This is a genomic window from Microcoleus sp. CAWBG27, from assembly GCF_020883145.1.
Lineage (GTDB): Bacteria > Cyanobacteriota > Cyanobacteriia > Cyanobacteriales > Microcoleaceae > Microcoleus.
Genome location: NZ_JAHREU010000001.1, coordinates 127,539 through 153,794 on the forward strand (window position 1 = coordinate 127,539; position 26,256 = coordinate 153,794).

Below are 26,256 nucleotides of genomic sequence, written 5' to 3' on the forward strand. Positions count from 1 at the left end.
TATATAAGCAAAGAGCGCTGAAGCGCAACTACATACCTAATTTTTCGCTCTTTATATATATAAGCAAAGAGCGCTGAAGCGCAACTACGTACCTAATTTGTCTGACGACAATAAATTTACCCTGCCATACTAATAATGACTGCTGACTAATTATAACTTGCCCTTTTCCATTGCCCACTGCATTAAACCGGGGAATAAGCGATAGGCTTCCGATGCCAAGAAAGCAGGGCCGACTGTGACTTCTGCACGCTGATTCTTCACAGCATCCCAGATAGCTTTAGCAATATCTTCCGGTTGATTTGCCCAGTCAGATTTTAGCATTTCACTCATTTGTTGGCGGCGCAATTCGACTGCGGGCTCGTCTCGATCGCGAAATTGAGCTCTTTCCAAGAAATCGCTGTTAATCAAACCCGGGTGTACCGCGCAAACATGAATTCCTTGGGGCGCCAATTCCAATCGCAAAGTTTCTGTCAAACCCGTTACTGCATACTTACTGGCGCAATAGGCAGTCATTTGAGGTAAGGGCATTTTGCCACCAATGGAACCAACATTGACGATTGTACCCGTTTTGCGATCGAGAAAATGTGGCAAAAGTTCTTGAATTGTGTTAACACAGCCCCAAAAATTGGTATTCATTAATTGCTGCCAATCTTCGGAGGTGGTTTGCTCGATCGCCCCTGCGAGACAAATTCCAGCATTATTCACCAAAACATCAATGTTTCCGCAGGTATCCAGGGCTTTTTGGACGATCGCCCGCACTTGTTGAATGTCACCAACATCCCCCGCAATCGCCACAGCCGAAGTGCCTTCACGCTGCACCTGAGCCGCTGCTGCTGCCAATCTCTCCGGCTCCCGAGCCACCATCACCACATCGTAACCTTGACGGGCAAATAACAGTGCCGTTGCCTTGCCGCTTCCTTGAGAAGCGCCTGTAATCAAAACTGTAGGAGCCATAGATTGTTATAAATTGTCAGTAGGAAAATGGTTTGCTGCGGTAATTGAAACTATAACAGAGGTAATCTAATTTTAGGCGCGCTCTAGATTAATATTTTTGGAGTAGGCCAATTTTTTAAGCATGGCGATCGGACTTTTTTAACGAACCGCGAAGACGCGAAGGAAGAGATGAGAAAGGACGAAAATAAAAAGTGTTGAGAATTTGTGCGAAAATTTGACCAATTATCAATGATTTGTTTGGCCAATTATCAATGACTTGCTTGGCTAATGCCTAAAAAATGAATATTCCGCAAAAACCGTCGAATTGGTCGATCGCCCTCGTCTTAACTATTGGCGTGTTAGCAGTCTCAACCGCCTCAATCTTGATCCGGCTAGCCAACCAGAAAGCAGGCGCGGGCGGCCTCGGTTTCAGTCTGGTGCTCGCCGCTTCTCGCTTGGCTTTATCCGCCTTAATTCTGCTTCCGGCTTGGCCGAAAATTCAGTGGAAAGCCCTACAGCCCGGAGCTCGGCGATATGCTGCGGCGGCGGGTTTGTGTCTCGCCCTGCACTTTGCTCTCTGGATCACCTCACTGTCTTATACTTCGATCGCAGCTTCCACAGCCCTTGTCACCACAAATCCCGTCTGGGTAGCGCTGTTATCCCGCTTCTGGTTTGGTGAAAAACTCAGCAAAATGTCGATCGCAGGCATTAGTATAGCGCTTGCTGGCTCCATGGCGATCGCCCTCGGAAGCGGCGGCGCAGCCAATACCGGCAACACTCAATTATTCGGCGATTTCCTTGCTCTGACTGGTTCCTGGGCTGTCAGCTTGTATCTGTTGCTGGGCCGGGAAGCTCAACGGCGGGGATTGGGAATTGGCGGTTATATCGCGATCGCCTATACTGTTGCTGCGATCGTCCTGCTACCTCTACCCCTCGCCTTCGGTACCAGTTATACCGGTTATCCAAACATTGTATATCTGTACATTTTGTTAACCGCCGCCTTCCCTCAATTAGTAGGTCACACCATTTTAAACTGGGCTGTAGCGCAAATTTCCCCAACTCTGGTAACTCTTGCCATCTTGTTTGAACCCGTTGGGGCGAGTAGTTTGGGTTATTTGCTGTTTGGGGAAATGCCCGCACCGGCCGTACTCGCAGGTGCTGCGGTACTCCTCTTCGGTGTAGCCGCCGCCACTTTCGGAACCCAAAAATCTTAGTAAATAAGTTAAAAGCAAAAAAGATAGCAAATATCTTCGCTTATCAACTGTCAACCGTCAACCGTCAACTGTCAACTGTCAACTGCTATAAAAACCTACTTTCTGTCTGTAATTGTAAAAATTGCAATTAGAAGTTGCACTTTTTGCATAAGTTTGTTACGAAATGTAACATTCGTGACAAACTGCTCAAAAAAGTCTTGATATGTTTCTTTTGGTAGATGACGCAGTAAAAAAACTGCTTGTCAAAAAAACATATCGAGGAAAGAAAAAATGTCTAAATTAATTGTTGGTTTCACTGCTACTTTATTGGCATCTGGATTATTGGGAAGCTCTGGTCAATTAGTTCAACCACCTACTACTAATAATGCAATTATTGCCCAAGCCAACGAACAAACACTCATACAGCAAAATCGCGATTTGCTATTAAAAAATGGTCAAACAGCTAAAAATATTGCTGCTAAAGTAGGCGCAGCAGCTAGCAACGAGGCAGCACCGTCGGGTAGCAATCCTTTGCAAGTTAACCAACAGCTAATCTTGCAAAACAGAGCTATTTTTACCAGTATCGCTACCAAAGTAGGCGCAACTGTACCCAGCGTTGCAGGCCCAGGGAGCGGTGACTTAGCGGCAGAAAACCACAAATTATTGTTGGGTAATAGACAAATTGTCCGCGCGATCGCTGAAAAATTAGGTGTTAAACTGCCCGCTCCCCCAGAATTGAGTGGCAGCATGGTGCAGAAAAATAACACGCTTCTACAAGCCAACCGCAACGCTTTAGGCGCGATCGCAGCCAAAGTCGGTGCAACAGTCGCTAAATAGGAAAATCGGACGAGCGATATAGCCGTTGTTGCCATATCGCTCGCGCTCTCAGCATACTAATGGGATTGACACTCCCCGACTATCAAGGTGCGGGGATTCTTAATTCAGCGACTAACCTTTAAGTGTTGCGTCCTTACGGCAATACTCAAACCTTTTAACCGTAGAATCCTACCAATTAACGAGCCTGATTCGCAGCCACCCCAGCGGGTCTGTCTCCAAAAGCGTACTAGAATACTTATCTAGAGTTTGGGTATGCCCTACCCTACTTAACAATCCTAAAAATAGTTTGTTTTGACTGGTTTAAGGCTTACTGAATTCAGCCTCTAGCTGTTTAAAGAGTTTTCGCTGCTCTGCGTCCCCCGGTTTATGCCTAAAAGTGTGTCTCATGTCCTGTTTCACTTCGGGCAAAGGAGTTTAACCTTGACTATTTAAGTATAGCACAAATACTAGGAATTTCTTGATTTTTAGGAATGGATTTAAAAAATTAAAGCCGTCCTTTTAGGACGGGGTTTTAAACCCAATTTTCTGATAACAATACTTCGGACACTTTTTTAACGACTCTGTAAGCGTTACAGCGTAAGCCCTGGCATTTTTAATTGTTTTTTGAAACGAGCGGGCTAGACTTAAAGATTGAAAAAATACTCATCCCTATAGCTATCAAGGGTTTGAGATACTCGATTAGATCTAAAACTGTCCGAAGTATTGTGATAACTTACCATTTTTATGGTTCTTGTGGGATGGGCGTCCCGCCCGTCCAGAAAGGGCGGGCGGGACGCCCATCCCACAAGCTTGTGTAAATTATTTAATTCGCGCTCCTAACGCGATCGGGACTTACCCACATCTCCTGAAAGCATTTCAGTGCCATTGGTATTAGATATTCAATTTGTTCTCATTAGTTAAGAGCTATTGATAATAACCAACCATCAACAACGATAGAATCGGAGTTGCGGAATTTGCTTGTTGAGAAAATTAGCACGTTAAAAAATGTGGGCAATCAGAAGCCTCTTTGGTTAGATATTTGCCACCGCCGCGATCGTGAGGCAGGATAGATATCAAGGACAAATAATCTGGTTTCCACTTGCATCGGCATCCTAACTTTCCGAGTCTAGCGCTTTTCGCTCGCACTGCGGTGTTGTGTCCTGTGCAACGCCGGTTTTATATCACCCGTCAGTTAAATATTGACTCAAGATTAAAAAATATCAGCATTTTTACTTTCTGCTTTCTGCTTTCTGTAATTAGGGTGAACTTCGGAGAAAAAAATTATGTTACCAGAACAACTACAGCGGATTATCGGCTACTTTCTAGAAGAAGCCACAGAACACCTTCAAATCATGGAACAAGGTTTGCAGGGCCTGCAAAACACCGTGCAAGCTCCCCAAAGGATACACCAGCTCATCCGAGCCTCGCACTCGATTAAAGGGGGAGCAGCTATGCTGGGATTTAGCAGCATTCAGCGCGTAGCCCATCGTTTGGAAGATTATTTAAAACTGCTCAGAGAATGTCCGATCGCCATTGATAGCAGGCTGCAATCGCTGCTAGCTAAAGTTTTTGATATTTTAGTAGCCCTCGTCTGCAAGGTTTCTAAGGGTTTTGGGCTCAACAACGAAGACGCAAACCAGATGCTGTCCCTCGCCGAACCGATTTTTGACGAACTCGACGCTTACCTGAGAGTGCTGATTCCTACTCGCCTGACTGTGAGAGCAGTAACCGACGAACACATTCACCTTTTCTGCGGTTACTGCACCTTGGCTGGGGAATTTTCCTCCGCCATTACGTCGCGCGTCGGTTTGCTCGGAGGCAATATTACCCGCCACGAGTACGAAGGCGACGGCATACGCCTTTATATTGACATTTACCTGCCACCTTATACCAGGCTCGAAAACATCCGCCAAGCTGTCGAACTTTCAGGCGCTATTATCGGGACTGTTCAGACGCAGCGCGACTTCTCACTGCTGGCTATGGATTATCCGGTTTACCAAAGCGCGATCGAACCTCCGGCAATTTGCACGGGATGTCGCTACTATTACGGCAGAAGTGACGGCGGCCACCTGCTCAACTGCACGATCCATCCCAGCGGCCCGGAAGATGAAGATTGTCGCGATCGCGAACCGGAATAAGGGTTATAAAATCACGACTCAGAACTAATAGGTGGAACGAGGGAACAGATTAGTAAAAACTAATATTCTCCCAGACATCTTTCAGACTGCCAGATGCCAATTTCTTTCTGCTTCCTTATTTCCTAGATCGCTAAAATTTTATTCGTTACACCCGTTACAAAATCCGTTGCCGAACTTCCGACTTCACGCTTGACTTCTTCCTTTTTCCTGCTTCTAAAACTTCCCTAAAAGCTGATACCGCAACTCTAATTAATTGCATCATGCTCGCCGGATGTCCCACGGCCCAGATATTGATAGCCAGACAAGCGATCGCCATAGCTAACAAGATGTATGTCGGAGGCATTACTACCCCGATCGCGAACCAGGTAAAAACGTGAAATATCATTGCTGTAGCCCAAAGGCTGGCCACAGCCGCAGACGCCCAAACTTGCATTCGAGGTCGGTTTAGTCCTGTCAAAATCCCTGTCTGCAAAGTAGTCAGCAAGTTTGCCGGAACTAAAAAGGCACAGATAGCTATGCAGTGGGTATGAGAAAACTCAGTAACTGTATTGAAGTCGAGCATCAGTATAATTGTCGGGCCTGTTGGATATACTTAAAGAGCTTAACGCGACTTGACTTTCAAATCTTGTCACCCTTACCTTAACTTAATCTTTTCGTCAGTCGGCCGGTCTGAAGACACATTTATCTCCCCTTTTTTATGATGGTAAAATATTACCACAAATATTAAAATTGTGGAAAAACATTAAAACGACTTGAAGAATGGCAACAATTGCTGCGATAATTAATATCGGGGATCGCTCGAATAGAATAGCTCAGTTCGTAAAAAAAAACCAGAATGCTCGCGCCAGTCTAGCAGCAACACAACGGTAGGCTAATTTTCGACTCCATCATTTTCGATTCGCTGATTTTCGGATAATGCCTTGTTAGTGTCGGTCAAGGGATCGGGCCATTATGCGATCGAACAATATGAGATTATTGAAAAGCAAATTTGAGATCAAATCTAAAATCGATAGAACCCTCTCGAAATTTTACAGCGGAAAATAGAGACAATGGATCGACAAAGCACAATCCCAGCACTCGCAGAAGTTGACTTGACAAACTGCGACACAGAACCCATTCACATATCGGGGCACATTCAGCCTCACGGGATTCTCGTGGTTGTACGAGAACCTCAACTAGAAATACTGCAAGTCAGTGAAAATACGCAAGATTTATTGGGAGTCGATGCCAAAAGTGCGATCGGTCAAGATTTGAGCTTATTCTTCGATAAAGTTCAGTTAGAAAAACTCAATGCCTGTTTGCAGAACGAAAACTTAAAAACCGTCAATCCCATTAAAATCTCTGTCAACAAAGCAGACAAGTTTTTAGAATTTGACTGCATCCTCCACCGACAACAAGGAATTTTGATAATTGAGCTAGAATTAGCAACCACCACAGAAAATCTTTCCGTTTTTAGCTTTTATCATTCAGTCAGATCCATTGTCAGCCAAATTCAAAGCGCCAAAAATCTCAAAGAATTATGTCAGCAGACTGTGGGAGAAATCCGGAAAATTTCGGGATTTGATAGAGTTATGACCTATCAATTTGACGCAGAAGGTAACGGTGCTATAGTGGCTGAAGACAAACTAGAAAACCTGAGTTCATTCCTGGGCTTAAACTACCCCAAGTCAGATATTCCCAAACAAGCCAAAAAACTGTATTTGTTAAATTGGTTGAGGTTAATACCAGATATTAATTATCAACCAGTTCGCATCATTCCCGAAAAAAATTCTGTTACGAAGCAGTCCCTAGACCTCAGTCTCAGCGTGTTGAGAAGCGTGTCTCCCATTCACATAGAATACCTGCAAAATATGGGCGTTGCCGCTACTTTATCAATCTCTTTAATCAAAGATAGACAACTGTGGGGATTGATTGTTGGCCATAACTATACACCAAAATACCTCAACCATGAAGTGCGAGCCGCTTGCGAGTTTATCGGGCAAGTAATGTCCTTAGAATTGCAGTCAAAAGAAGCCAACGAAGACTACGACTACAAACTACACTTAAAATCTATTCAAACCCAGATTTTTGAAGACATATCTACCTCCGAAAACTTGTCAGAAGTGTTAGTTAAATGCCAGCATAATTTGCTGGAAGCAGTCAACGCCCAGGGAGCATCAATAGTATTTGGAGAAAATTGCTATCGAGTCGGGGAAACACCTCACGGAGAAGCGCTTAAATCCTTAACTCAGTGGGTGCAAAACAGCCTAAGAAAAGAAATTTTTTATACAGACTCGCTGACTAAATGCTATCCAGAAGCTGAGGAATTTAAAAACACGGCTAGCGGGTGTTTGGCAATAGCAATATCGCCGAGTCAGAAAATATACGTCTTGTGGTTTCGCCCGGAAGTAATTAAGACCGTAAATTGGGCCGGAAACCCCAACAAAGCAGTTCTAATAGATGAAGATGGCAGCCACAGACTGTCTCCTAGGAAATCCTTCGAGCTGTGGAAAGAAAATGTGAGGTGCAAATCTTTGCCGTGGAAGCAATGCGAAATAGACGCTGCATTGGAACTAAAAAAAGCAATAATCAATATAGTGCTGCGCCAAACCAAAAAACTCGAAAAATTAAATAGAGCACTAGAAGCCTCAATCGCCAGAGAACGCGAAAAAAGCGAGCATTTAAAAGCAGCGATGTACGAGCTTCAGCGGACGCAAACTCAATTGGTGCAAAGCGAAAAAATGTCAAGTTTGGGACAGTTGGTGGCGGCGGTAGCCTATGAAGTGACTAACCCGATTAACTTCATATACGGAAATCTTAACTATGCCGACGAATACAGTCAAAAAATGATCGATTTATTGCAGCTTTACGAGCAGCACTATCCGTCGCCTTCGCCAGAAATTCAAGCAGAAATAGAAGGAGCAGAATTAGAGTTTATAGTTGAAGACTTGCCGAGGTTGCTGGGTTCAATGAAAGTAGGAGCTAACCGCATCCGCGAGATTGTTCAGTCGCTGCGAAATTTCTCTAGAATTGACGAAGCAGAGATTAAAGAAGTTGACATTCACGACGGATTGGACAGTGCTTTGCTGATTTTGAGCAACCGATTCAAACCGAAGCCCGTTAGCGTAGCAGGTACGCAGTACCATCGCCCTGCAATTCATCTCAACAAAGAATATGGCTCTCTACCGTTGGTTGAGTGTTACCCAGTTCAAATCAACCAAGTATTTATGAATGTGCTGACAAATGCGCTTGATGCTTTAGAAGATGCCTTTGTTAACAAAAATTTATCGCCGCACTCTTGGCACGAAGCAGAGACAGCCAAGAGCGGACAAATTCGGATCGTGACTGAAGTTTGTCCGGGAGAAACAGCGGTAGCAGTTCGGATTAAGGACAATGCTTGGGGTATGGAAGAAACAGTTAGACAGAAAATATTTGAGCCGTTTTTTACCACAAAACCGGTAGGGAAAGGTGCGGGGATAGGTTTGGCGATTGGCCGCGAAATTGTGGTGGAACAACACGGCGGCAAATTGAGCTGTGTTTCAGCCCCCGGAGAGGGAACCGAGTTGATTATTGAGATTCCGTTGAGGCAAACTCATCTCAAACCGATTTTAAACAGTTGACAGTTGACAGTTGACAGTTGACAGCGAAGTGATAAGAACGGAGATTTAAACTCCGTTCTTATCATAATCTGCCGACCTGCTGGGACTTCAAACCCCTGCTATTCGGTGAAGTGAAAAAAAGTGCGCTTATCGACAAAATGCACAAATCTAAAATTCGATTAAAATACAAAAGCAGCTATAGCAACCGCCACATCGGTTAGGATATTCAAGAACTCATCAATAGAGTCTAAAATCCTTGCTTTATAAACGGTTAGATTCGGATACCATAACTGTCAACTGTCAACTGTCAACTGTCAACTGCTATAAGTAGATTTGAGCCAACTCTGAGGAAGCGACTGTGACTGAAAAAAATACCGCCCAATGGGATGCTGGGAGATTTGTCAAAACCTTGGCTTATTTCGGGGTGATTCCCTTCATTGGCAGCATTAGCTGGCTGCAACAATTGTTCGGAAGCAGCAGCAACAGTAAAAAAGACAAGCCCAAACTCGTACTGGTAGCCGGTGCCACAGGCGGCGTCGGGAAGCGAGTTGTCAAGCGGCTGCAACAGCGAGGATATCAAGTCCGCTGTCTCGTGAGAGATACCAAAAGAGCAACCGAAATTCTTGGCAAAAATGTCGAATTAGTCGAGGGAGATATCACTATCGCCGAGACGCTGACACCGCGCGTCACTGAGGGCGTAGAAGCAGTCATCTGCTGCACGGGCACCAAAGTTCAACCTGTAGAAGGAGACACGCCAACTAGGGAAAAATACTATCAAGGCATCAAGTTTTATATGCCGGAAGTTGTGGATGTTCCCGAAATAGTCGAATACAAAGGCCTGAATAATTTAGTGCAAGCTGTTCGCAGCCAGCTAATTAAATCAGGCGAAAAAGTCATTTTTGATTTCACAAAACCTACCCAAGATTTAAAGGAAACTTGGGGCGCCCTCGACGATGTTGTGATGGGCGGGACTAGCGAAAGTTCGATCGTACTTACAGACAGTACAGCTATATTCACGGGCAATGTTTCCACTGCCAACTCGGGCGGCTTTGCTTCTGTCCGCACCCGCAACTTCGATCCTCCGGTCAATCTCGCAGGGTTTAGCGGTCTCCTGCTCCGGGTCAAAGGGGATGGTAAGCGCTACAAGTTGATCGTGCGTAGCGAGGCTAAATGGGATGGTATCGGCTATTGCTATTCGTTCGATACTGTGTACAATACCTGGATTACGATCGTAGTTCCCTTCGATAAGTTAATTCCAGTATTCCGCGCCAAGACGGTTAAGGAGGGCGCGAAATTCGATCCCAGCAGCATTTATTCCTTTCAGTTAATGCTGAGCAAGTTTGAATACGACGGCGCGCTGAATCCGAAATTTACACCGGGTGTTTTTCAACTGGAATTAGAATCTATTAAGGCTGATGGCGGCCAGACTTTGCCGCGATTTGTGATGGTGAGTTCGGCTGGAGTTACTCGCCCGGGCCGCCCAGGACTTATTTTGGAAGACGAACCGCCGGCTGTCAGAATGAATGATATGCTGGGGGGAATTTTAACTTGGAAGTTGAAAGGGGAGGATTGCGTGCGATCGAGCGGCATACCTTATACTGTTGTTAGACCTTGCGCTTTGACTGAAGAACCTGGGGGCAAAGCTTTGATCTTCGAGCAAGGAGATAATATTCGGGGCAAAGTTAGCCGGGAAGATATTGCGGAATTGTGCGTGCAAGCTTTGGAACAACCGCAGGCTTGTAAGGTTACTTTTGAGGTGAAAGAGGGGGAAAATGGCAGTTCTCCCGGAGAGTGGCAGGCTTTGTTTTCTGGGGTTAAATAACAATTATGGAATAAGATTAAACGAACCGCGAAGACGCAAAGGACACGAAGGAAGAGGAAGAAGAAGATGAAGTTCTTCCTTCGCGCTCTTCGCGTCTTCGCGGTTTAATCATTCCGATGAAACTGGATTTGGTATGATGAGTAAAATAATAACTAATAACTAAGAACCAATAACTATTTTATGCCTTTGAATTTTTTCCGCCGCTATTCAACGCCTTATTTGTTTTTGTTTCCGGCTTTGTTTGTTTTGACTTTGACTGTTTTGTGGCCTGCTTTACAAGCTTTTTATTTGAGTTTTACGAGTTACGAATACGATTTAACTCAAATGCCGCAGTGGGTGGGTTTGAAGAATTTTGAGCGGTTGTGGGGCGATCGCACTTTTTGGCAAACTTTGACCAATACGCTGTTATATCTCGCCTGTGTTGTACCTGTATTGGTTGTTATACCCTTGGGAATGGCAATTTTGTGCAATCAAAAGCTGCGGGGGATGAACTGGTTCCGCGCCGCATATTACACGCCGGCGGTGATTTCGATGGTTGTGGCGGGGATTGCTTGGAAGTGGCTGTTTGCTGAGACGGGATTGCTAAATCAGTTGGGGGAAGTATTGGGTTTGCCTCCGGTTTCTTGGCTGGCAAATCCGAAGGTGGCAATTTTTAGCGTGATGGCAGTTACTGTCTGGAAAGGCTTAGGTTATTACATGGTAATTTATTTGGCTGGACTGCAATCAATCCCGGGAGAACTTTATGAAGCGGCGGCAATTGATGGTTCGGAAGGTTTGCGGAAACACTGGGATATTACTGTGCCGCTGATGAAGCCTTATTTGGTTTTGGTGGCGGTGATTTCGGCGATTTCTGCTACTAAGGTTTTTGAAGAAGTTTATATTATGACTCAGGGCGGCCCTCGCAATAGTTCTAAGACTGTTGTTTATTATCTTTACGAACGGGCTTTTAAGGATTTGGAAATTGGTTATGCTTGTACCATCGCCCTAGTTTTGTTTTTGCTGATTTTGGGTTTGTCGGTTTTGCAAGTTAGCCTTCAGGGTTTGACTCGCAATGATTAGTTGACTGTTGACTGTTGACTGTTGATTGTTGACTGTTGACTGTTGACTGTTGACTGTTGACTGTTGACTGTTGACTGTTGACTTGACAGAAGAAAGAGAGAAGAAGATTAAGAAGGCTGTTAAAACCCTCGGCGCAGCAAATAGTTATATTAAACACAATTTAATCAGTAAGAATACGTATTAATCAGTAAGAATACGTAAGTGCGATCGACTTAAAGATTAAGCCAAATAGCCAATGCCAAAGCTGCGATCTTTGCACTAAGGTGGATTATGCCTCGGAATTTGTTTCACCCAACCTGTGCCATCACCCCTCTAACACGGGCGATCGACTTCCGCCCACAGCACAACTCGTGCAAATTTGCAGTCAACCCTTTAAATTCAAATTGATTAAACTATGATTTTACTAACAGGCTATCAAATCACGGAACAAATTTATTCTGGTATCAATACTGCGATCTATCGGGGAATCTGGGAACAAGAAAACCTACCCGTCATAGTCAAAACCCTGAAAAGTGAGTATCCAACTCTCGAAGAGATTACTCGCTTGAGACACGAATATAAAATCAGAAAAAATCTAAGAAATATAGAAACTATTGTTAATTTATACCGCCTAGAAACGCATCAAAATAGTGTAGCACTCACATTAGAAGACTTTGGTGGCTTGGCTTTGTCAAAATTTCTAACTACTCAAAAAATTAAATTAAAACATTTTCTCGAAATAGCCGTGCAGCTAGCTCAAAGTTTGGGTGAAATTCATCAAAATCAAATAATTCACAAAGATATTAAACCGCACAATATCATTATCCATCCCGAAACCTATCAGGTCAAAATTACTGACTTCAGCATCTCCTCGCGCTTGGTTAGAGAAAACGCAAGTCCCAGCTATCCCAATTTGCTCGAAGGTACGTTAGCTTATATTTCGCCGGAACAAACTGGTAGAATGAATCGGGCGATCGACTATCGCAGCGATTTTTACTCGTTAGGTGTCACTTTTTACGAGATGCTGACTGGTGAATTGCCGTTTAGTGCGATCGACCCTTTGGAATTAGTTCACTGTCACATCGCTAGAATCGCCCCCACGCCCCGCAGTTTGAAGCCGGAAATTCCCGAGGCAATTTCTGGAATTGTGATGAAGTTGTTGGAGAAGACGGCGGAAGACAGGTATCAAAGTGCCGACGGGCTGAGGTTTGACCTCGAAACTTGTCTCGCACAACTCCAAGCTAGAGGCAATATATCTGATTTTACTGCCGGAAATGCCGATCGGGCAGGTCAACTCCTCATCCCCCAAAAACTATACGGTAGAGAAGCCGAAGTCGCCGCTTTGCTAGCCGCTTTTGAGCGAGTTAGCGGTGTAGAACCCCCCCAACCCCCCCTTACCAAGGGGGGGCTTTCGGAGCGAATTCCCCTTGGTAAGGGGGGGCTTTCGGAGCGAATTCCCCTTGGTAATGGGGGGCTTTCGGAACCTTCCCAAAGCACCGGAGAACCCCCCCAACCCCCCCTTGGTAAGGGGGGGCTTTCGGAGCTTTCTGGGCTTTCTTCACCCCCCTTAGCAAGGGGGGCCGGGGGGGTCGAATTAATCCTGGTTTCTGGTTACTCAGGTATCGGCAAATCCTGCTTAGTAAACGAAGTTCAAAAACCCATAGTTCGGCAGCGCGGCTATTTTATTGGCGGCAAATTTGACCAGTTTAAGCGCAACATTCCCTACGCTTCCGTGATTCAAGCATTCCAGTCATTGATTCGGCAGTTGCTAACAGAAAGTACAGCATCTATCGTAACTTGGAAACAAAAAATGCTAGCGGCTTTGGGAACCAGCGGGAAAGTTGTCACAGACGTGATTCCCGAAGTCGAACTAATTATCGGGAAACAGCCGGAAGTCCCGGAATTGGGGCCGACAGAATCACAAAACCGATTTAATCGAGTGTTTAAACAATTCATTAGCGTGTTTACTGCAAAAGAACACCCGCTAGTAGTTTTTCTCGACGATTTGCAGTGGGCTGATTCGGCATCGCTGAAATTAATTGAACTGCTGGTGACAGATTCAGACAGCAAATATTTGTTGCTAATTGGAGCCTATAGAGATAACGAAGTCAGCCCTACTCATCCGTTGATTCAAACCATCGAAAATATCGAAAAAGCAGGGGCAGGAATACCCGAAAGAGTTAGCAATATTGTTCTCGCTCGTTTAGAGTTGAGTCATGTTCAACTCTTAATATCCGAAACTTTGAAAAGCGGAATTTCGGAAAACATTCAACTTTTCGCCGAGCTACTTTTCAACAAAACCCAAGGCAATCCCTTCTTTCTAACTCAGTTACTCAGAACTCTTTATCAAGAAAATCTGTTAGCTTACGATTTTCCATCCAGTACGTGGCAGTGGGATCTCGGACACATCCAAGCCATTGGGATTACTGACTGCAATGTCGTAGAGTTAATCGCTCGCAATATTCGGAAGTTGCCTGTCTCGGCGCAGTCAGCATTAAAATTAGCTGCTTGTATTGGCAACCAGTTTAATTTAGAAGTGCTGGCAATTGTCAGCGAAAAATCTCAGAAGGAAACAGCATTAAACATCTGGGATGCGCTTCAGGCAGGTTTGATTTTGCCGCTGAGCAACGATTACAAAATTCCGCTGGTTTTTGAAGGATTAGAAACAGGGCTGGCTGGGCTGCAAGATGTGAAGGTTGATTATAAGTTTTTGCACGACAGAGTGCAGCAAGCAGCTTATTCTTTGATTCCCGATAACGAGAAACAAGAGACTCACTTAAAAATAGGTCAATTGCTGCTACAAAATACCGTTCCAGAAGCACGGAAAGACAATATTTTTGCACTGGTAAATCAACTGAATTTCGGAATCGATTTACTGACTTCGGAACCGGAAAGATGCGAGTTAGCGGAACTCAATCTGATTGCCGGTCAAAAAGCTAAAGCTGCAATGGCTTATGAGTCGGCAGTAAAGTATTTGAATATCGGTTTGGGGCTGCTGGGAGAAAATAGCTGGCAGAGCCAGTACCAACTGACACTCAATCTGCATACAGAGGCGGCAGAAGCAGAGTATCTCAATACTAATTTTGAGGGTGCAGAAACCCTGATTGATGCCATCTTGGAACAAGCTATAAATATACTAGATAGAGTAAAAGCATACGATTTAAAAATCCAGATGTATATAGCTAAAACCCAAGGACTAAAAGCTATAGACGCTGGGTTGCAAGCTTTGGAAATGATGGGAATTTCTCGCTCGCATATTTTGGAATGTGGGCGTCTGGAAGTACAACTGCCACAACTGGAAGAAGTAGATACTTTGCCACAAATGACAGACCCGGAACAACTGGCTGCTATGCGATTTCTAGTGTCTATTACTTCTGCGGCATTGATTAATAAGCCAGAAATTTTATTGCCGATTATCTTGACTCAAATCAATCTCTGCATGACACAAGGTTATTCACCACTTTCTGCTTCTTCATATACTTGGTACGGTATGGTTTTGTGTGGGGGCATGGCAGAGATCAAAAAAGGATATCATGCTGGGGAACTGTCTGTAGAACTCTTCAAAAAGTATGGTGTCAATTCAATTAAATGCCAAGTTTTTAATATGTTTAATGCTTTTGTTAAGCCTTGGAAAAAGCATCTGAGAGAAACTCTGGCTAGTTTGCAGGAAGGGTTTCAAAGTGGCCTGGAAGTTGGAGATTTGATTTATGCTGGATATTGCGCTTTGAATTATTGCACTTCTTTGATTTTTATAGGAGAAGAACTCGATGGTTTAGAACAGAAACAAGGGCACTATATTAATTTATTCACTCAATTTAAAAGCGAATATATTACCTCCAATTTCAGTATATGGAGACAGATGAATTTAAATTTACGGGGTTTATCGGCAGATAAGTATCGCTTGGTTGGGGCAAGCTTTGATGAAGAGATGATGCTCCCGCAGTGGCTGGTGGTTAAAAATGGTTGGTTGGTGTTTAATGTCTATTTGGCTAAATCGATGATTTTATATTTATTTAAAGACTTTAATAGTGCTATTAATAGCGCTGCTTTGGGTGCAAAATACCTGCAATCGGTGGGCGGGTGGATGCCTATTGCTGCTCACAATTTTTACTATTCGCTGGCTTTATTAGCTGTATATCCAACTGCGGATACTGAACAACAAGCAGAATATTTGGAACAGGTGGAAGCAAATCAGAAAAAAATGCAGCATTGGGCTTTCCACGCACCGATGAATTACCTGCACAAATATGAGTTGGTTGAGGCTGAGAAAGCGCGGGTGTTGGGAGAAAAAGACCGGGCGATCGCATTTTACGATCGCGCAATCCAACATTCCCGCGAACAGGGATACATTCAGGAAGAGGCTTTGGCGAATGAATTAGCTGCTGAGTTTTACCTGTTTGCGGGGCGCCAGAAGGTGGCTAAGGTTTACATGACGGATGCTTACTACGGTTACATCCGTTGGGGCGCGAATGCGAAAGTTGCAGATTTGGAGGAACGCTATCCGCAGTTGATTGTACGGATGCCGGAAAGTGATAGTCTCACAATTAGCGATCGCCCGACTGTGACTGCAACTTCTGCAACGGTTACTGAGACTCACAAAGCTTTGGATTTCGCTACTGTGATGAAAGCATCTCTGGCTATCTCCGGCGAAATTGTCCTCGATGCTTTGCTGGACAAATTGATGCGGATTTTGTTGGAAAATGCGGGGGCCCAAACTGGGTGTCTGATCGCGTCGAAATACGGTGAATTTGTCGTTGAAGCTGCGGGAGAGGTTGGCGGCGATGTGCAGGTACTCTCAGGCGCCGGCTTGGATTGTGCGTATCCTCGATCGCTAATCAATTTTGTCGATCGCACCCAGCAAGATATCGTCTTAAATGACGCCACCAGCGACGCTATTTTCCACAATGACCCCTACATCGTCGATCGCCAGCCAAAATCGGTGTTATGCGCGGCGATCGTCTATCAAGGCAAATTAACCGCTATCCTGTATTTGGAAAATAACTTGACAACCGGGGCTTTTACAGGCGATCGCTTGGAAGTATTGAAGCTGCTTTCTTCCCAAGCTGCGATCGCCCTCGAAAATGCCCGCCTTTACACAAACTTAGAAACTGCCAACAAACAACTCGCAGAATACAACTTTACCCTAGAAGCAAAAGTAAAAGAACGCACCCAAGAATTACACCAAAAAAACTCGCTACTTTCCCAAGAAATTAAAGAACGCCAAAAAGCCGAAGCCGTCGCCCGAGATGCCAGCCACGCCAAAAGCGAATTTTTAGCTAACATGAGCCACGAATTGCGAACACCCCTCAACGGCATTTTAGGTTACACCCAAATCTTTAAGCGCGACAAACATTTGACCTCGCAACAACAGAATGGAATTGGCGTTATTCACCGCTGTGGCGAACACTTGCTCGCTTTGATAGAGGATATTTTAGACCTTTCTAAAATCGAGGCAAGGAGAATGGAACTCGTGCCAACAGAGTTTGATTTTCCCGATTTCATTCAAGGCATTAACGCTATTTGTAGCATTCGGGCAAGTCAAAAAAACATAGCTTTTAATTGCGAATATCTTTCGTATCTCCCCAGTGCAATCTCGGCAGATGAAAAGAAGTTGCGCCAAATATTGATTAATTTAATTGGTAATGCTGTTAAGTTTACTGAAAGGGGTGGGGTAACATTTAAGGTTTCAGTAGTGAATTGTGCAACCGATGAAAATAGGACTGAAGTCCTCACTACGAAGGTGAGGATTCGGTTTCAGGTTGAAGATACGGGAATTGGGATTGCTGCTGATGAATTGCCAAAGATATTTACACCTTTTGAACAGGTAGGCAATACCCGCCGCCATACCGAAGGAACCGGATTGGGATTAGCAATCAGCCGGGAATTAGTCGAGATTATGGGCAGCGAATTACAAGTAGAAAGCACTTTAGGCAGAGGTAGCATTTTCTGGTTTGAGTTAGATTTGCTAGCAGTTGATAGCCCAGAAATCAATAAAAAGTATTCCCAAAAACTTATCAAAGGTTTCAATGGTACTAACAAAAAACTTCTGGTGGTTGACGATCAGTGGGAAAATCGCTCGGTTTTAATTCACCTGCTAGAACCGTTGGGTTTTGAAATAATTGAGGCTACAGACGGTCAAGATTGTTTGAATAAAGCCCTGGAATTTCAACCGGATTGTATCTTGATTGATTTGGTAATGCCGGTGATGGACGGATTTGAAGCGATGCGGCAAATTCGCAAGTTGCCGCTCTTTAAAAATGTGGTTGCGATCGGCACTTCTGCTAGCATTATGGAAGTGGAAAAGCAGGGAAGTTTAGCAGCAGGATGCAATGCTTTTCTCCCCAAGCCGATCCGGGCTGACGAACTTTTAAATTGTTTGCAAGTTCATTTAGGGTTAGAATGGATTTATGAGAATTTGGAAGACGAAAATTATGAATCTGAAGATTCCGACAACCAATCTAAAATTCCAGATGAAAAAATTATCCCTCCTCCGGCAGAGGAAATAGCTGTACTTTTTGAATTAGCAATGATGGGTGACTTAGGAGGAATTCAAAAACAAGCAGAAAAATTGGCCAAAACGGATGCAAGATATGTCTCTTTTGCCAGCCATCTGAATCAATTAGCTAAAAATTTTGAAGAAGCAAAGATTTTAGAATTCGTAGAACAATATAGGAAGCATTGAAAGCATGAGCATCTTACCTTGGGAAGAGAGCGTTATCTTGATCGTCGATGATAACCAAAATAATTTGGCAGTGCTGTTTGATTTTTTGACGGAATCGGGGTTTAAAGTGTTGGTGGCAAGGACGGGAGAGAGCGCCATCAAAAAAGCTGAATACTCGCTGCCAGATTTGATATTGCTGGACGTATTAATGCCGGGAATTGATGGGTTTGAAACTTGCCGGCTTTTGAAGGCTGGCGATTTGACAAAGGAGATTCCGGTGATTTTCATGACAGCGCTGGATGAGACGGAAGATAAGGTAAAAGGATTTAGTTTGGGGGCTGTTGATTACGTTACTAAGCCGATTCAAAATCAAGAAGTTTTAGCTCGGGCTAAAGCGCATTTGAGCATCCGCAAGCTGACTCAAAAACTTCAGGAGCAAAATGCCCAGATGCAGCGTGAAATTGTCGATCGCAAACAAGCTCAAATTAACCTGGAACAACTGGCTGCCGAGTTGGAAAAACGGGTAGAGTCGCGCACTGTGGAACTTTCTGTAGCCAACGAGCGGCTACAGGAAGAGGTGAACCAGAGACAGCAAACACAGGAGAATTTACAGCAGTCCCTGCACAAGCTCCAGCACGCCCAGTCGTTGTTAATTCAGAGCGAAAAAATGTCGGCTTTGGGGCAAATGGTGGCGGGAATTGCTCACGAAATTAACAATCCGGTAAATTTTATCTGCGGCAATCTCAATTACGTTCGCGATTATACTGAAGATTTGCTCAAGGTACTCAATCTTTACCAGCAGCACTATCCCGAGCCCGCAGCGGAAATAACATCAACAGCAGAAGCGGTAGAGATTGAATTCATCAAGGATGATTTGCTGAAAATGCTAGACTCGATGCGGCTAGGTGGCGATCGCATTCGGGATATAATTCTATCTCTGCGGTATTTTTCGCGGCAAGAAGGGCGAGAAATGGAGCTGATTGATATTCATCAAGGTATTGACAGCACGCTGATGATTTTGCAAAATCGGCTGAAATTTAAGGCGAACCGTCCCGCGATTCAGGTGATTAAGGAGTACGATCCCAATTTAAAAAATGTAGAGTGCTGCGGCGGGGAGATCAATCAGGTATTTATGAATATTTTAGCTAATGCCATCGATGCGATAGAAGAATCATGCGCTGAAAAAACAATGGAAGAAATTAAAATAAATCCCTACCAGATTCGGATTTGTACGAAAGTCCACAACCCGAACACGGCAATTATTAAAATTGCTGACAGCGGGCCGGGAATCAGCGAGGATTTGTGCGATCGTATTTTTGACCCGTTTTTTACAACAAAGCCTGTGGGAAAAGGTACGGGAATTGGCCTGTCAATTAGCTGGCACATTGTCACAGAAAAGCACGGTGGCAGTTTGCGGTGTTGTTCGACACCAGGCCAAGGAACCGAATTTGCGATCGAGCTTCCAATTCGACAAAAAGTGCGAGAAATGGCGCTCTCAGGTTCCAAAACAGGAGGCGGCGGTTGAAACCGCTACTACACAAGCAAAGTCCCTCTCTAAGAGACTAAGAAATAAACCTATAAATCCGGTCGTTCCTCATAATCTTCCGCAGAATTCGGGTCTAATTCCCAGCGACTTTCATCTCGGTTGTCGAGCATATCTGCGGTGTGCAAAATAGCTCCATCGGGCATTTCTATTCCCGCAGCGGCGCCGAGTTCATCAACCATATCTTGGTCGGGAGTTGGAGCGCTTCCGCCTACCAATTTCTCACCAGTGGCGCTTTCTTGTTCCGCAGCAGCAATATCACCATCCCCACCACGAATCTGAGAATTGGTTGAAGTATATTCAGAACTGCTATCGTCCAGAGTTGTGATTCCGTCTTCGCTCAATCCCGGCTCAGTGATAACGCCGGTGCCGTAAGATTCGGTAATTTCTTGAGGCAAATCGCCAGAATTATTGCGTTCTTCTCTTGTTTTATTAGATGGTTTCTTTGGTTGTGCCACGATACTTGCTCCTGAGTCTTTTTCACTCAATTCAATTAAATACTTCGTAATTTAACTATTGGCTTTACTTCGATTCTGGTTATCGATTGCCAATGGCTGTAATTAAGTGGCATAATAACTCCTATTTAAGCTTTGAGCTTCTATCCCAGGAAATATATTAATTTCGATCTGCTCTTTCATTAGGAATACGAAAAACATCGCCCTTTTTAAAGGGCGATGTTTTTTGTAAGGAGCGGTAATTCTATTCAGGAAAATCAGGGATTACCCATTTGGGAGGTTCCGTCCGTTTCCTTCTCACCGCTTCCTCTGCCATTTCTAGCATTTTGTCGAGAGAAGTATTTTCAATAAAGCTTGAAGTTGCTTCTGCGTATTCCCGCTTCGGACACTTGTCGCCCAAAACGCAGCCGTTGACGCAAGCTACAGCACAATCGACAGTGTTCTCCACCATAACTCTTTTCCTTTCAGGGTTCCAACAACTAGCAGGCAGACGCTCTGGGTGAATTTGTCAAGAGACTGCCTTCTATGTTCATTTTACTTGACAAACTCGCCTCAAATGTCGATCGCCAGCGCAAAACTGTTATAAAATCAAAGCAACCTACCAAATTTGCCGATTATGAGCAATTTTCTGCGCCGCTTAAAACTTTTCCCCTGGCGAGAAATGCTGCAAATTGCCGCCCTCGTCAACTCCATCGTCATTGGAGTGGAACTATTTTTAGCCTGGGGTTTCACGCAATCTCGGGTAATCCGCAACATCCTCACACTTCTCTACGGCTCCTCCCTCGGAATATTGATACCTTTTGTTACAGCCGTGGGAATGGGAGCTTTAGCAGTGTACTTTTTGGAGTATTGGCAGCAGCAATTTTTGCTCAACCGGACTAATTTGTGGGTTTTAGTTTTGTGCGTAATCTTGGGTTTGGTATTAAAGTCATTCCTGCCCATACCTGCTTTTTTAGCAAGTTTATCGGAAGCTGCACTAATAGGCATTACCGTGGGAGTTTTTTGGAAGGGCAGACCTTATTGGTAATAGTCATTGGGCATTGGCCAAACAGGGCATTGGGAAGAAGGCCAAACAGGGCATTGGCCAAACAGGGCATTGGCCAAACAGGCCATTAGTCATTAGTGATTAGTTATTGTAGGGTTCGTTTTTTTTTGTTGAGTATAAAAAGCTATCGTTTTCTCCCATGACGCACTCTACTAATTAGACTAAAGAAACCGGGTTTTTTACCGACATTGACAGTTTCAACCAAGTATTTTGATGAAAACCCCCGTTTCTCGCCACCCCTGCATAAGTCCTACTTAGTTAAAGCAAGAAACTCCCTCTTCCTTTTTCCTTCTATAGCGGTTCTCAAGCGTGGCGAGGTATGCCCAATGCCCAATGCCCAATGCCCAATGCCCTGTTTGGCCAATGCCCTGTTTGCCCAATGCCCATGAGTACCTCATATGGGAGCTCGAAAGGCTATAATTATGGCAGCCAAAAATCGGGAATAACAGCTTTAGTCAAACTGCGAGCAAACTGATTAATCTGTCTGCCGATTTGAATGTGTGGTTCGTCAGCCTCCACCGGAATAATTGTCGCTTTCTTGCCGATTCCGAAACGCGAAACTACCAAATTTGCAGCCTCCAAACCAGTAACATAAGCCTTTTCCTGCGACCAAGAACCGTGACGGGTCACAACCCAATCGCCGCTCATAAATACATTATCATAACTTGTGACCGCAGGCAACAAATACTGATAACTTCCCGGTGCAAAATGCGTCACCGCGCGCGATAAACGAATCGCGCTGCTGTCGATTACTTTAGCCTCCCGAAAAGCCGGAATACAAGTCGCCAAATCCCGCTGAACAAGAGCAACAATTTCCTCATCTTTCAGGGGAATTAATTGATTGGCATGATAAAAATCAGCTTCCACAACTGTTCCCGGTTCGGAGCGGAATTCGTCGTGCAAAGCATTCAAATCAAAAAATGTCCAGCCCGTAGTCGAACTAAATCCAAAACAGGCATTGGAAGGTAGCGGAATATCAATTTTTCTGTCAAACCACAGGCGAACAGCTAACACGTCAACAGCCCCCAAATTCATCACGTCCCGAAACTCTTGGCGGCTTTGCAAAGCGGGGCTACTGCTGATAATTTTTTGCATTCCCGTGACGCCAACTGCAAAAATAACTGCATCTGCATCGAAGGTTTCGTCGCCGCAGACAACTGCCTTGGCTTGATTGTTGCTGTCAACTATGACATCAGTAACTCGCCGTTTTGTCAATACTTTGGCGCCGATTTTTTCTAGGCGTTCTACCCACGGACGAAAGATTTTTTCTCCGACAGTGCCGCGACACCAAACTACATCAAAATCTGCTTGATGTGCTAAAATAAAATAATACAGCATTCCCAAAGCTGCGGCCGCAGAACACTGTTCTCCGGGTGCAAATAAACCTACTAATAACATCGGCTCAAAAGCATCGCGGTACAGCCTTGCAGATACGCCAAACTGTTTGAACAATTCGCGGGCTGTAACGCGATCGTACCGCTGCCAAGCTTCGTCGGAGTTGTCGAAATCTAGGACGGCGTAGAGTAATGGTAAGGCTGAAAGCCGATCGACTAATGGCAGTCTTTTAAATCGCGTGTACAGGAATGTTCCTAACGGTGTGGGAAGTCTGGGTTCGTCCTGGAAAATGGGAGATTCAACTTCCAATCCGGCGGGGGAATACTGACAAGAACGAGTCCAAGGCGTGAAGGGATCGAGTCCTAATTCCTTGACTAATGAAAAGATATTTTTGTAAGGATACCAGAAGCCGTGAATGCCTGCTTCTACGGAACGCCCGCCTGCGGTTTTCCACCCCGCAACTAAGCCTCCTGGCTGAGGCCCTGCTTCTAACAAAGTTACGTCATAGCCTTGTTGGGCTAGGTGATAGGTGGCTCCTAAACCGGCCCATCCGGCGCCGACTACGACTATTTTGCGGGTTGGCGATTCTGCTGACATTGCGTACCTCTTGATTCTTTATTTATGATGACATAATTGATAAAATAAAGCGAGATATAGCCTTTCTCAAAAAGATGAGGTACTCATGGGAATTGGGAATTGGGCATTGGGCATTGGGAATTGGGCAAACAGGGCATTGGGCATTGGGCATTGGGCATTGGGGATACCTCACTTTTTTGAGAACCGCTATATAGCTTCACTAATTTAGATGAGGTCTGTCTGGTAATCGGGAATTGGTCGCGCTTGACTAAGCTCATTTTATAAGCGCCATATGAACTCGATTATCAGAAGGTTAAACGAGGTTTTTTTTGCCAGAAATAATTGGTTGAAAGCCTCTTGCTTTGAGGGAGAAATTAAAAGCAGACTATTCATTAATCTAATTCTGTTCCTTCTAGGTAGAGGTCGCTATCAAACTGTCAACTGTCAACTGTCAACTGTCAACTTTTGAGGGCGATAGCTGTTATATTAAAACGTTAAGGTTGGTTTTTTCGGCGAATTAAGATTAGAGTAAAATACACAAACAGAACGGGTTGTCAATATGCAATTGATTAATTATTTGACTGCTGTTTTTGGGGTGATTTGGCAGAATAGCATTTTTCACTGGGCGGCGCTAATTTTGCTGTGCGCGGCTGTTTGGGGCGAGTACACTTCTGTGAAGCAGTACCAGCGTTATGTGGGCGCCAAAAGCCGATCGACTTTTGAGGCTGTCAATTATTTGAGCTCGAAGTTAGAAAAGGGTACCTCAGGGGCGATCGATCTACAGCAACCGGAAACAGCAACAGACTCTTGGAAACTTCTCCTAGACTGGTTTAGCGAACACTTGACGGGGGAAATAACCGCCGGTGGCGAGGCTTACAGGGCTCAGGTAAAATCCGGCCGCTTTCTATTATTTCAGTATCCGGCCATTTTAGTGCGATCGGCACCTCGGAGTCAGTGGCGGTTTGTGCCCAGCGTCTTAGTAGCCCTGGGGGTTTTAGGTACATTTTACGGCATTCAAACCGGATTGCAAGATGTTAACTTGGGCTCGCTGGAAGATACCAAACAATTGCTACCCTCGATTAGCACCTTGCTGGAGGGGATGAAAACAGCGTTTTCCACTTCTCTGATGGGTTTGGGTTCATCTAGCGTATTTACGATCGTGTTAGCTTGGGGCGATCGCGCGCGCGTTGCGAATCAATCCAATTTGCGCGCCAAATTAGATAAAATCGCGAAATTACAAACCCCCGAACAACTGTTTTCCCGTGCCAATTCCAGCGGTGGCGATGCTGAAAGTGCGATCGCCCTTGCGATCGAGACAATGAAAACCGGATTTGGTCAAATCGTCGAGGCACAAAGCAATGTGAACTCCCAGGCGATCGGACAGCAAATCGGTTTAGCAATGACCCCAGTTTTCCAAGATATTCGCCAAGAATTATCCGTACTCCAACAGATTAAAGCAGACCAAGGCGAACAGATATTAAACAACCTACTTTCAGGTCTCCGAAACGAAGTAATTGAACCCGTAGTCGGGCGGTTGGATGAAAGTGCCAAGTCAACTCAAGAAGCATCCGAAGCTGTCAGAGAACTGAAGAACGAATTAGGTGGAATATCTTCTAGTTTAGCACAATCAATCCTGACAATTCAAACTTTCCAGCAAGATACATTAGTACAGTTGCAAGAATTTGCCAACAACTTGCAGCAAATTTTAGGACAGTTTCAAACCGACACCCACAGCGTTTTGCAAGAAATGGCCACCGAAATACGATCGGGAGTTGGAGAAAGCATTGAAGGGATGAAAGCGCAAAGAACAGCCTTTCAAGAAAGCGCCCAAGAAGCCGCCAACACCTTTAGAGGAATCCAAGATAACTTGCAAGCATCTCTCCACACTCAAGCCGAACAAGAAAGAGAAATGCTGCAAGGTGTCGAAACCCGGATGACAAATATTTTAAATGCCACCCACTCCGCCTTTCAAACTCAGTCTGACACTCTCAAAGTAGTAGGCGATGAAGCTTCTGGATTGATGGATAAAGCCCGAGAAAATCTGGTAGGTAGCTTGCAGAATGTTGACTCAATGCTGCAAAACACCCGCGTCACAGTCCAGGAAGAATTAGACAACTTCCGGGTAACGTATCAAGCCTCACTCCAGCAATTTTTTACCCAACAAAACAATTTATTAGAAGGAACATTAGGCAAACAGCAAAAAGGTTTAGCACAGGTTGTACTCGGCTTGCAGAAAGTTTTTCAAGAAGAATCAGAGAAACGCAAATTGATGTCGCAGCAAGTTGACCAAAGCATGAGCCAAATTTTGACAACAGCCGCAGAAGTAAGTCAGTTTGCTAATTCTGTAGGCTTGAATTCCAGCCAGCGTTTGGCACAGTTGCAGGAATTAGCAAAGATAACCGGACAAGAATTGCTGCGGGTAGAAAGCGTTTATGAAAAAATGGCAAATCAGTTCAATACAGAAGGAGAAAGATTGCAAACTACCTATACAAATTTGGTGAATCAATTAAATGCAGCTTTGGAAGCGGAACAAGAACAAGTGCGGCGGGTTGAGAGTGCCTATCAAAACATGACTAATCAGTTCGATCGCGCGCTGGAGTTGGGCAACAATCAATTAGTTGGATATTTGGAAAGAACTACTTCATCGCAGCACAAGTTTTTTGAAGAAGCAGATACTTCGATGGCGAAAGTGTGCAGTGGATTGCAAGAAAGTTCCGACGGTTTGATGCAGGTTGCTCATTATTTAGTGGCGGCGGCTGACAATTTGGGGACGAAGAAATAAGCTATCAACAGTGAGGTTTGTAGTGAGGACTTTAGTCCGCAAAAAGAAGGACTGAAGTCCTGACTACGAACCTCAGATTAAGGTTTGTAGTGAGGACTTTAGTCCGCAAAAAGAAGGACTGAAGTCCTGACTACGAACCTCAGATTAAGGTTTGTAGTGAGGACTTTAGTCCGCAAAAAGAAGGACTGAAGTCCTGACTACAAACCAGGAAGTGAGGTTTGTAGTGAGGACTTTAGTCCGCAAAAAGAAGGACTGAAGTCCTGACTACAAACCAGGAAGTGAGGTTTGTAGTGAGGACTTTAGTCCGCAAAAAGAAGGACTGAAGTCCTGACTACGAACCT

General features: G+C 44.6%; 15 protein-coding genes. 10 read left to right on the plus strand and 5 right to left on the minus strand.

Annotation, left to right across the window (positions count from 1 at the left end; all coding sequences use genetic code 11):
• Positions 1-150: 150 nt before the first annotated feature.
• Complete coding sequence (locus QZ938_RS00485) at positions 151-954, minus strand: SDR family oxidoreductase (protein WP_293143801.1); 804 nt, start codon at positions 952-954, stop codon at positions 151-153.
• 278 nt (positions 955-1,232) lie between these two features.
• Between QZ938_RS00485 and QZ938_RS00490 the strand changes: the two genes are divergently transcribed.
• The 3 genes from QZ938_RS00490 to QZ938_RS00500 all read left to right on the plus strand — a co-directional run bounded on the left by QZ938_RS00490 (position 1,233) and on the right by QZ938_RS00500 (position 5,080).
• On the plus strand, positions 1,233-2,147 hold the full coding sequence (locus QZ938_RS00490; RefSeq protein ID WP_293346727.1) for a DMT family transporter: 915 nt from the start codon (positions 1,233-1,235) through the stop codon (positions 2,145-2,147).
• Positions 2,148-2,417: 270 nt separating this feature from the next.
• A complete protein-coding gene (locus tag QZ938_RS00495; protein WP_293333796.1) occupies positions 2,418-2,963 on the plus strand; it encodes a hypothetical protein in 546 nt (181 codons plus the stop codon).
• Between the two features lie 1,262 nt (positions 2,964-4,225).
• Complete coding sequence (locus QZ938_RS00500; protein WP_293346724.1) at positions 4,226-5,080, plus strand: Hpt domain-containing protein; 855 nt, start codon at positions 4,226-4,228, stop codon at positions 5,078-5,080.
• Between the two features lie 154 nt (positions 5,081-5,234).
• Here the strand turns inward: QZ938_RS00500 and QZ938_RS00505 are convergent, their stop codons facing one another.
• The gene (locus tag QZ938_RS00505) at positions 5,235-5,642 is read right to left on the minus strand and encodes a hypothetical protein (protein WP_293346721.1); all 408 of its coding nucleotides are present in this window, start codon (positions 5,640-5,642) and stop codon (positions 5,235-5,237) included.
• Positions 5,643-6,129: 487 nt separating this feature from the next.
• On the opposite strand from QZ938_RS00505, the gene QZ938_RS00510 reads away from it, so the two are divergent.
• The 5 genes from QZ938_RS00510 (at position 6,130) to QZ938_RS00530 (ending at position 19,704) form a co-directional block, all read left to right on the plus strand.
• Positions 6,130-8,679, plus strand: a complete 2,550-nt coding sequence (locus QZ938_RS00510) for an ATP-binding protein (RefSeq protein ID WP_293346718.1) — start codon at positions 6,130-6,132, stop codon at positions 8,677-8,679.
• Positions 8,680-9,016: 337 nt separating this feature from the next.
• Positions 9,017-10,480 carry a CIA30 family protein gene (locus tag QZ938_RS00515; RefSeq protein ID WP_293346715.1) on the plus strand — a complete coding sequence of 488 codons (1,464 nt, stop codon included), beginning with the start codon at positions 9,017-9,019 and terminating at the stop codon, positions 10,478-10,480.
• Positions 10,481-10,660: 180 nt separating this feature from the next.
• On the plus strand, positions 10,661-11,539 hold the full coding sequence (locus QZ938_RS00520) for a carbohydrate ABC transporter permease (protein ID WP_293346712.1): 879 nt from the start codon (positions 10,661-10,663) through the stop codon (positions 11,537-11,539).
• A gap of 394 nt (positions 11,540-11,933) precedes the next feature.
• Positions 11,934-18,200, plus strand: coding sequence for a hybrid sensor histidine kinase/response regulator (locus QZ938_RS00525; RefSeq protein WP_293346709.1), 6,267 nt, complete (start codon positions 11,934-11,936; stop codon positions 18,198-18,200).
• A 4-nt stretch (positions 18,201-18,204) separates the two neighbouring features.
• Entirely contained in the window at positions 18,205-19,704 is a 1,500-nt protein-coding gene (locus QZ938_RS00530) for a response regulator (protein ID WP_293143828.1), read from the plus strand.
• Positions 19,705-19,754: 50 nt separating this feature from the next.
• Here QZ938_RS00530 and QZ938_RS00535 read toward each other — a convergent pair whose 3' ends face one another.
• Entirely contained in the window at positions 19,755-20,180 is a 426-nt protein-coding gene (locus QZ938_RS00535) for a DUF6335 family protein (RefSeq protein ID WP_293346706.1), read from the minus strand.
• A gap of 241 nt (positions 20,181-20,421) precedes the next feature.
• Complete coding sequence (locus tag QZ938_RS00540) at positions 20,422-20,628, minus strand: hypothetical protein (RefSeq protein WP_293143836.1); 207 nt, start codon at positions 20,626-20,628, stop codon at positions 20,422-20,424.
• A gap of 165 nt (positions 20,629-20,793) precedes the next feature.
• Here QZ938_RS00540 and QZ938_RS00545 point away from each other — a divergent pair, with 165 nt between their 5' ends.
• Complete coding sequence (locus tag QZ938_RS00545) at positions 20,794-21,204, plus strand: peptide chain release factor 1 (protein WP_293346703.1); 411 nt, start codon at positions 20,794-20,796, stop codon at positions 21,202-21,204.
• Positions 21,205-21,642: 438 nt separating this feature from the next.
• On the opposite strand, the gene QZ938_RS00550 is transcribed toward QZ938_RS00545, so the two are convergent.
• On the minus strand, positions 21,643-23,154 hold the full coding sequence (locus tag QZ938_RS00550; protein WP_293346700.1) for an FAD-dependent oxidoreductase: 1,512 nt from the start codon (positions 23,152-23,154) through the stop codon (positions 21,643-21,645).
• Between the two features lie 538 nt (positions 23,155-23,692).
• On the opposite strand from QZ938_RS00550, the gene QZ938_RS00555 reads away from it, so the two are divergent.
• Positions 23,693-25,915 (plus strand): hypothetical protein, encoded by a 2,223-nt coding sequence (locus QZ938_RS00555; RefSeq protein ID WP_293346697.1) that lies wholly within the window; start codon positions 23,693-23,695, stop codon positions 25,913-25,915.
• The last annotated feature ends 341 nt before the right edge of the window (positions 25,916-26,256 follow it).

Bases quoted from the DNA above. Each gene is read 5' to 3' on its own strand.
- QZ938_RS00540 (WP_293143836.1), bottom strand. From the start codon at position 20,628: ATGGTGGAGAACACTGTCGATTGTGCTGTAGCTTGCGTCAACGGCTGC.
- QZ938_RS00545 (WP_293346703.1), top strand. From the start codon at position 20,794: ATGAGCAATTTTCTGCGCCGCTTAAAACTTTTCCCCTGGCGAGAAATG.
- QZ938_RS00485 (WP_293143801.1), bottom strand. From the start codon at position 954: ATGGCTCCTACAGTTTTGATTACAGGCGCTTCTCAAGGAAGCGGCAAG.
- QZ938_RS00530 (WP_293143828.1), top strand. From the start codon at position 18,205: ATGAGCATCTTACCTTGGGAAGAGAGCGTTATCTTGATCGTCGATGAT.
- QZ938_RS00520 (WP_293346712.1), top strand. From the start codon at position 10,661: ATGCCTTTGAATTTTTTCCGCCGCTATTCAACGCCTTATTTGTTTTTG.
- QZ938_RS00490 (WP_293346727.1), top strand. From the start codon at position 1,233: ATGAATATTCCGCAAAAACCGTCGAATTGGTCGATCGCCCTCGTCTTA.
- QZ938_RS00505 (WP_293346721.1), bottom strand. From the start codon at position 5,642: ATGCTCGACTTCAATACAGTTACTGAGTTTTCTCATACCCACTGCATA.
- QZ938_RS00510 (WP_293346718.1), top strand. From the start codon at position 6,130: ATGGATCGACAAAGCACAATCCCAGCACTCGCAGAAGTTGACTTGACA.
- QZ938_RS00500 (WP_293346724.1), top strand. From the start codon at position 4,226: ATGTTACCAGAACAACTACAGCGGATTATCGGCTACTTTCTAGAAGAA.
- QZ938_RS00525 (WP_293346709.1), top strand. From the start codon at position 11,934: ATGATTTTACTAACAGGCTATCAAATCACGGAACAAATTTATTCTGGT.
- QZ938_RS00555 (WP_293346697.1), top strand. From the start codon at position 23,693: ATGCAATTGATTAATTATTTGACTGCTGTTTTTGGGGTGATTTGGCAG.
- QZ938_RS00550 (WP_293346700.1), bottom strand. From the start codon at position 23,154: ATGTCAGCAGAATCGCCAACCCGCAAAATAGTCGTAGTCGGCGCCGGA.
- QZ938_RS00495 (WP_293333796.1), top strand. From the start codon at position 2,418: ATGTCTAAATTAATTGTTGGTTTCACTGCTACTTTATTGGCATCTGGA.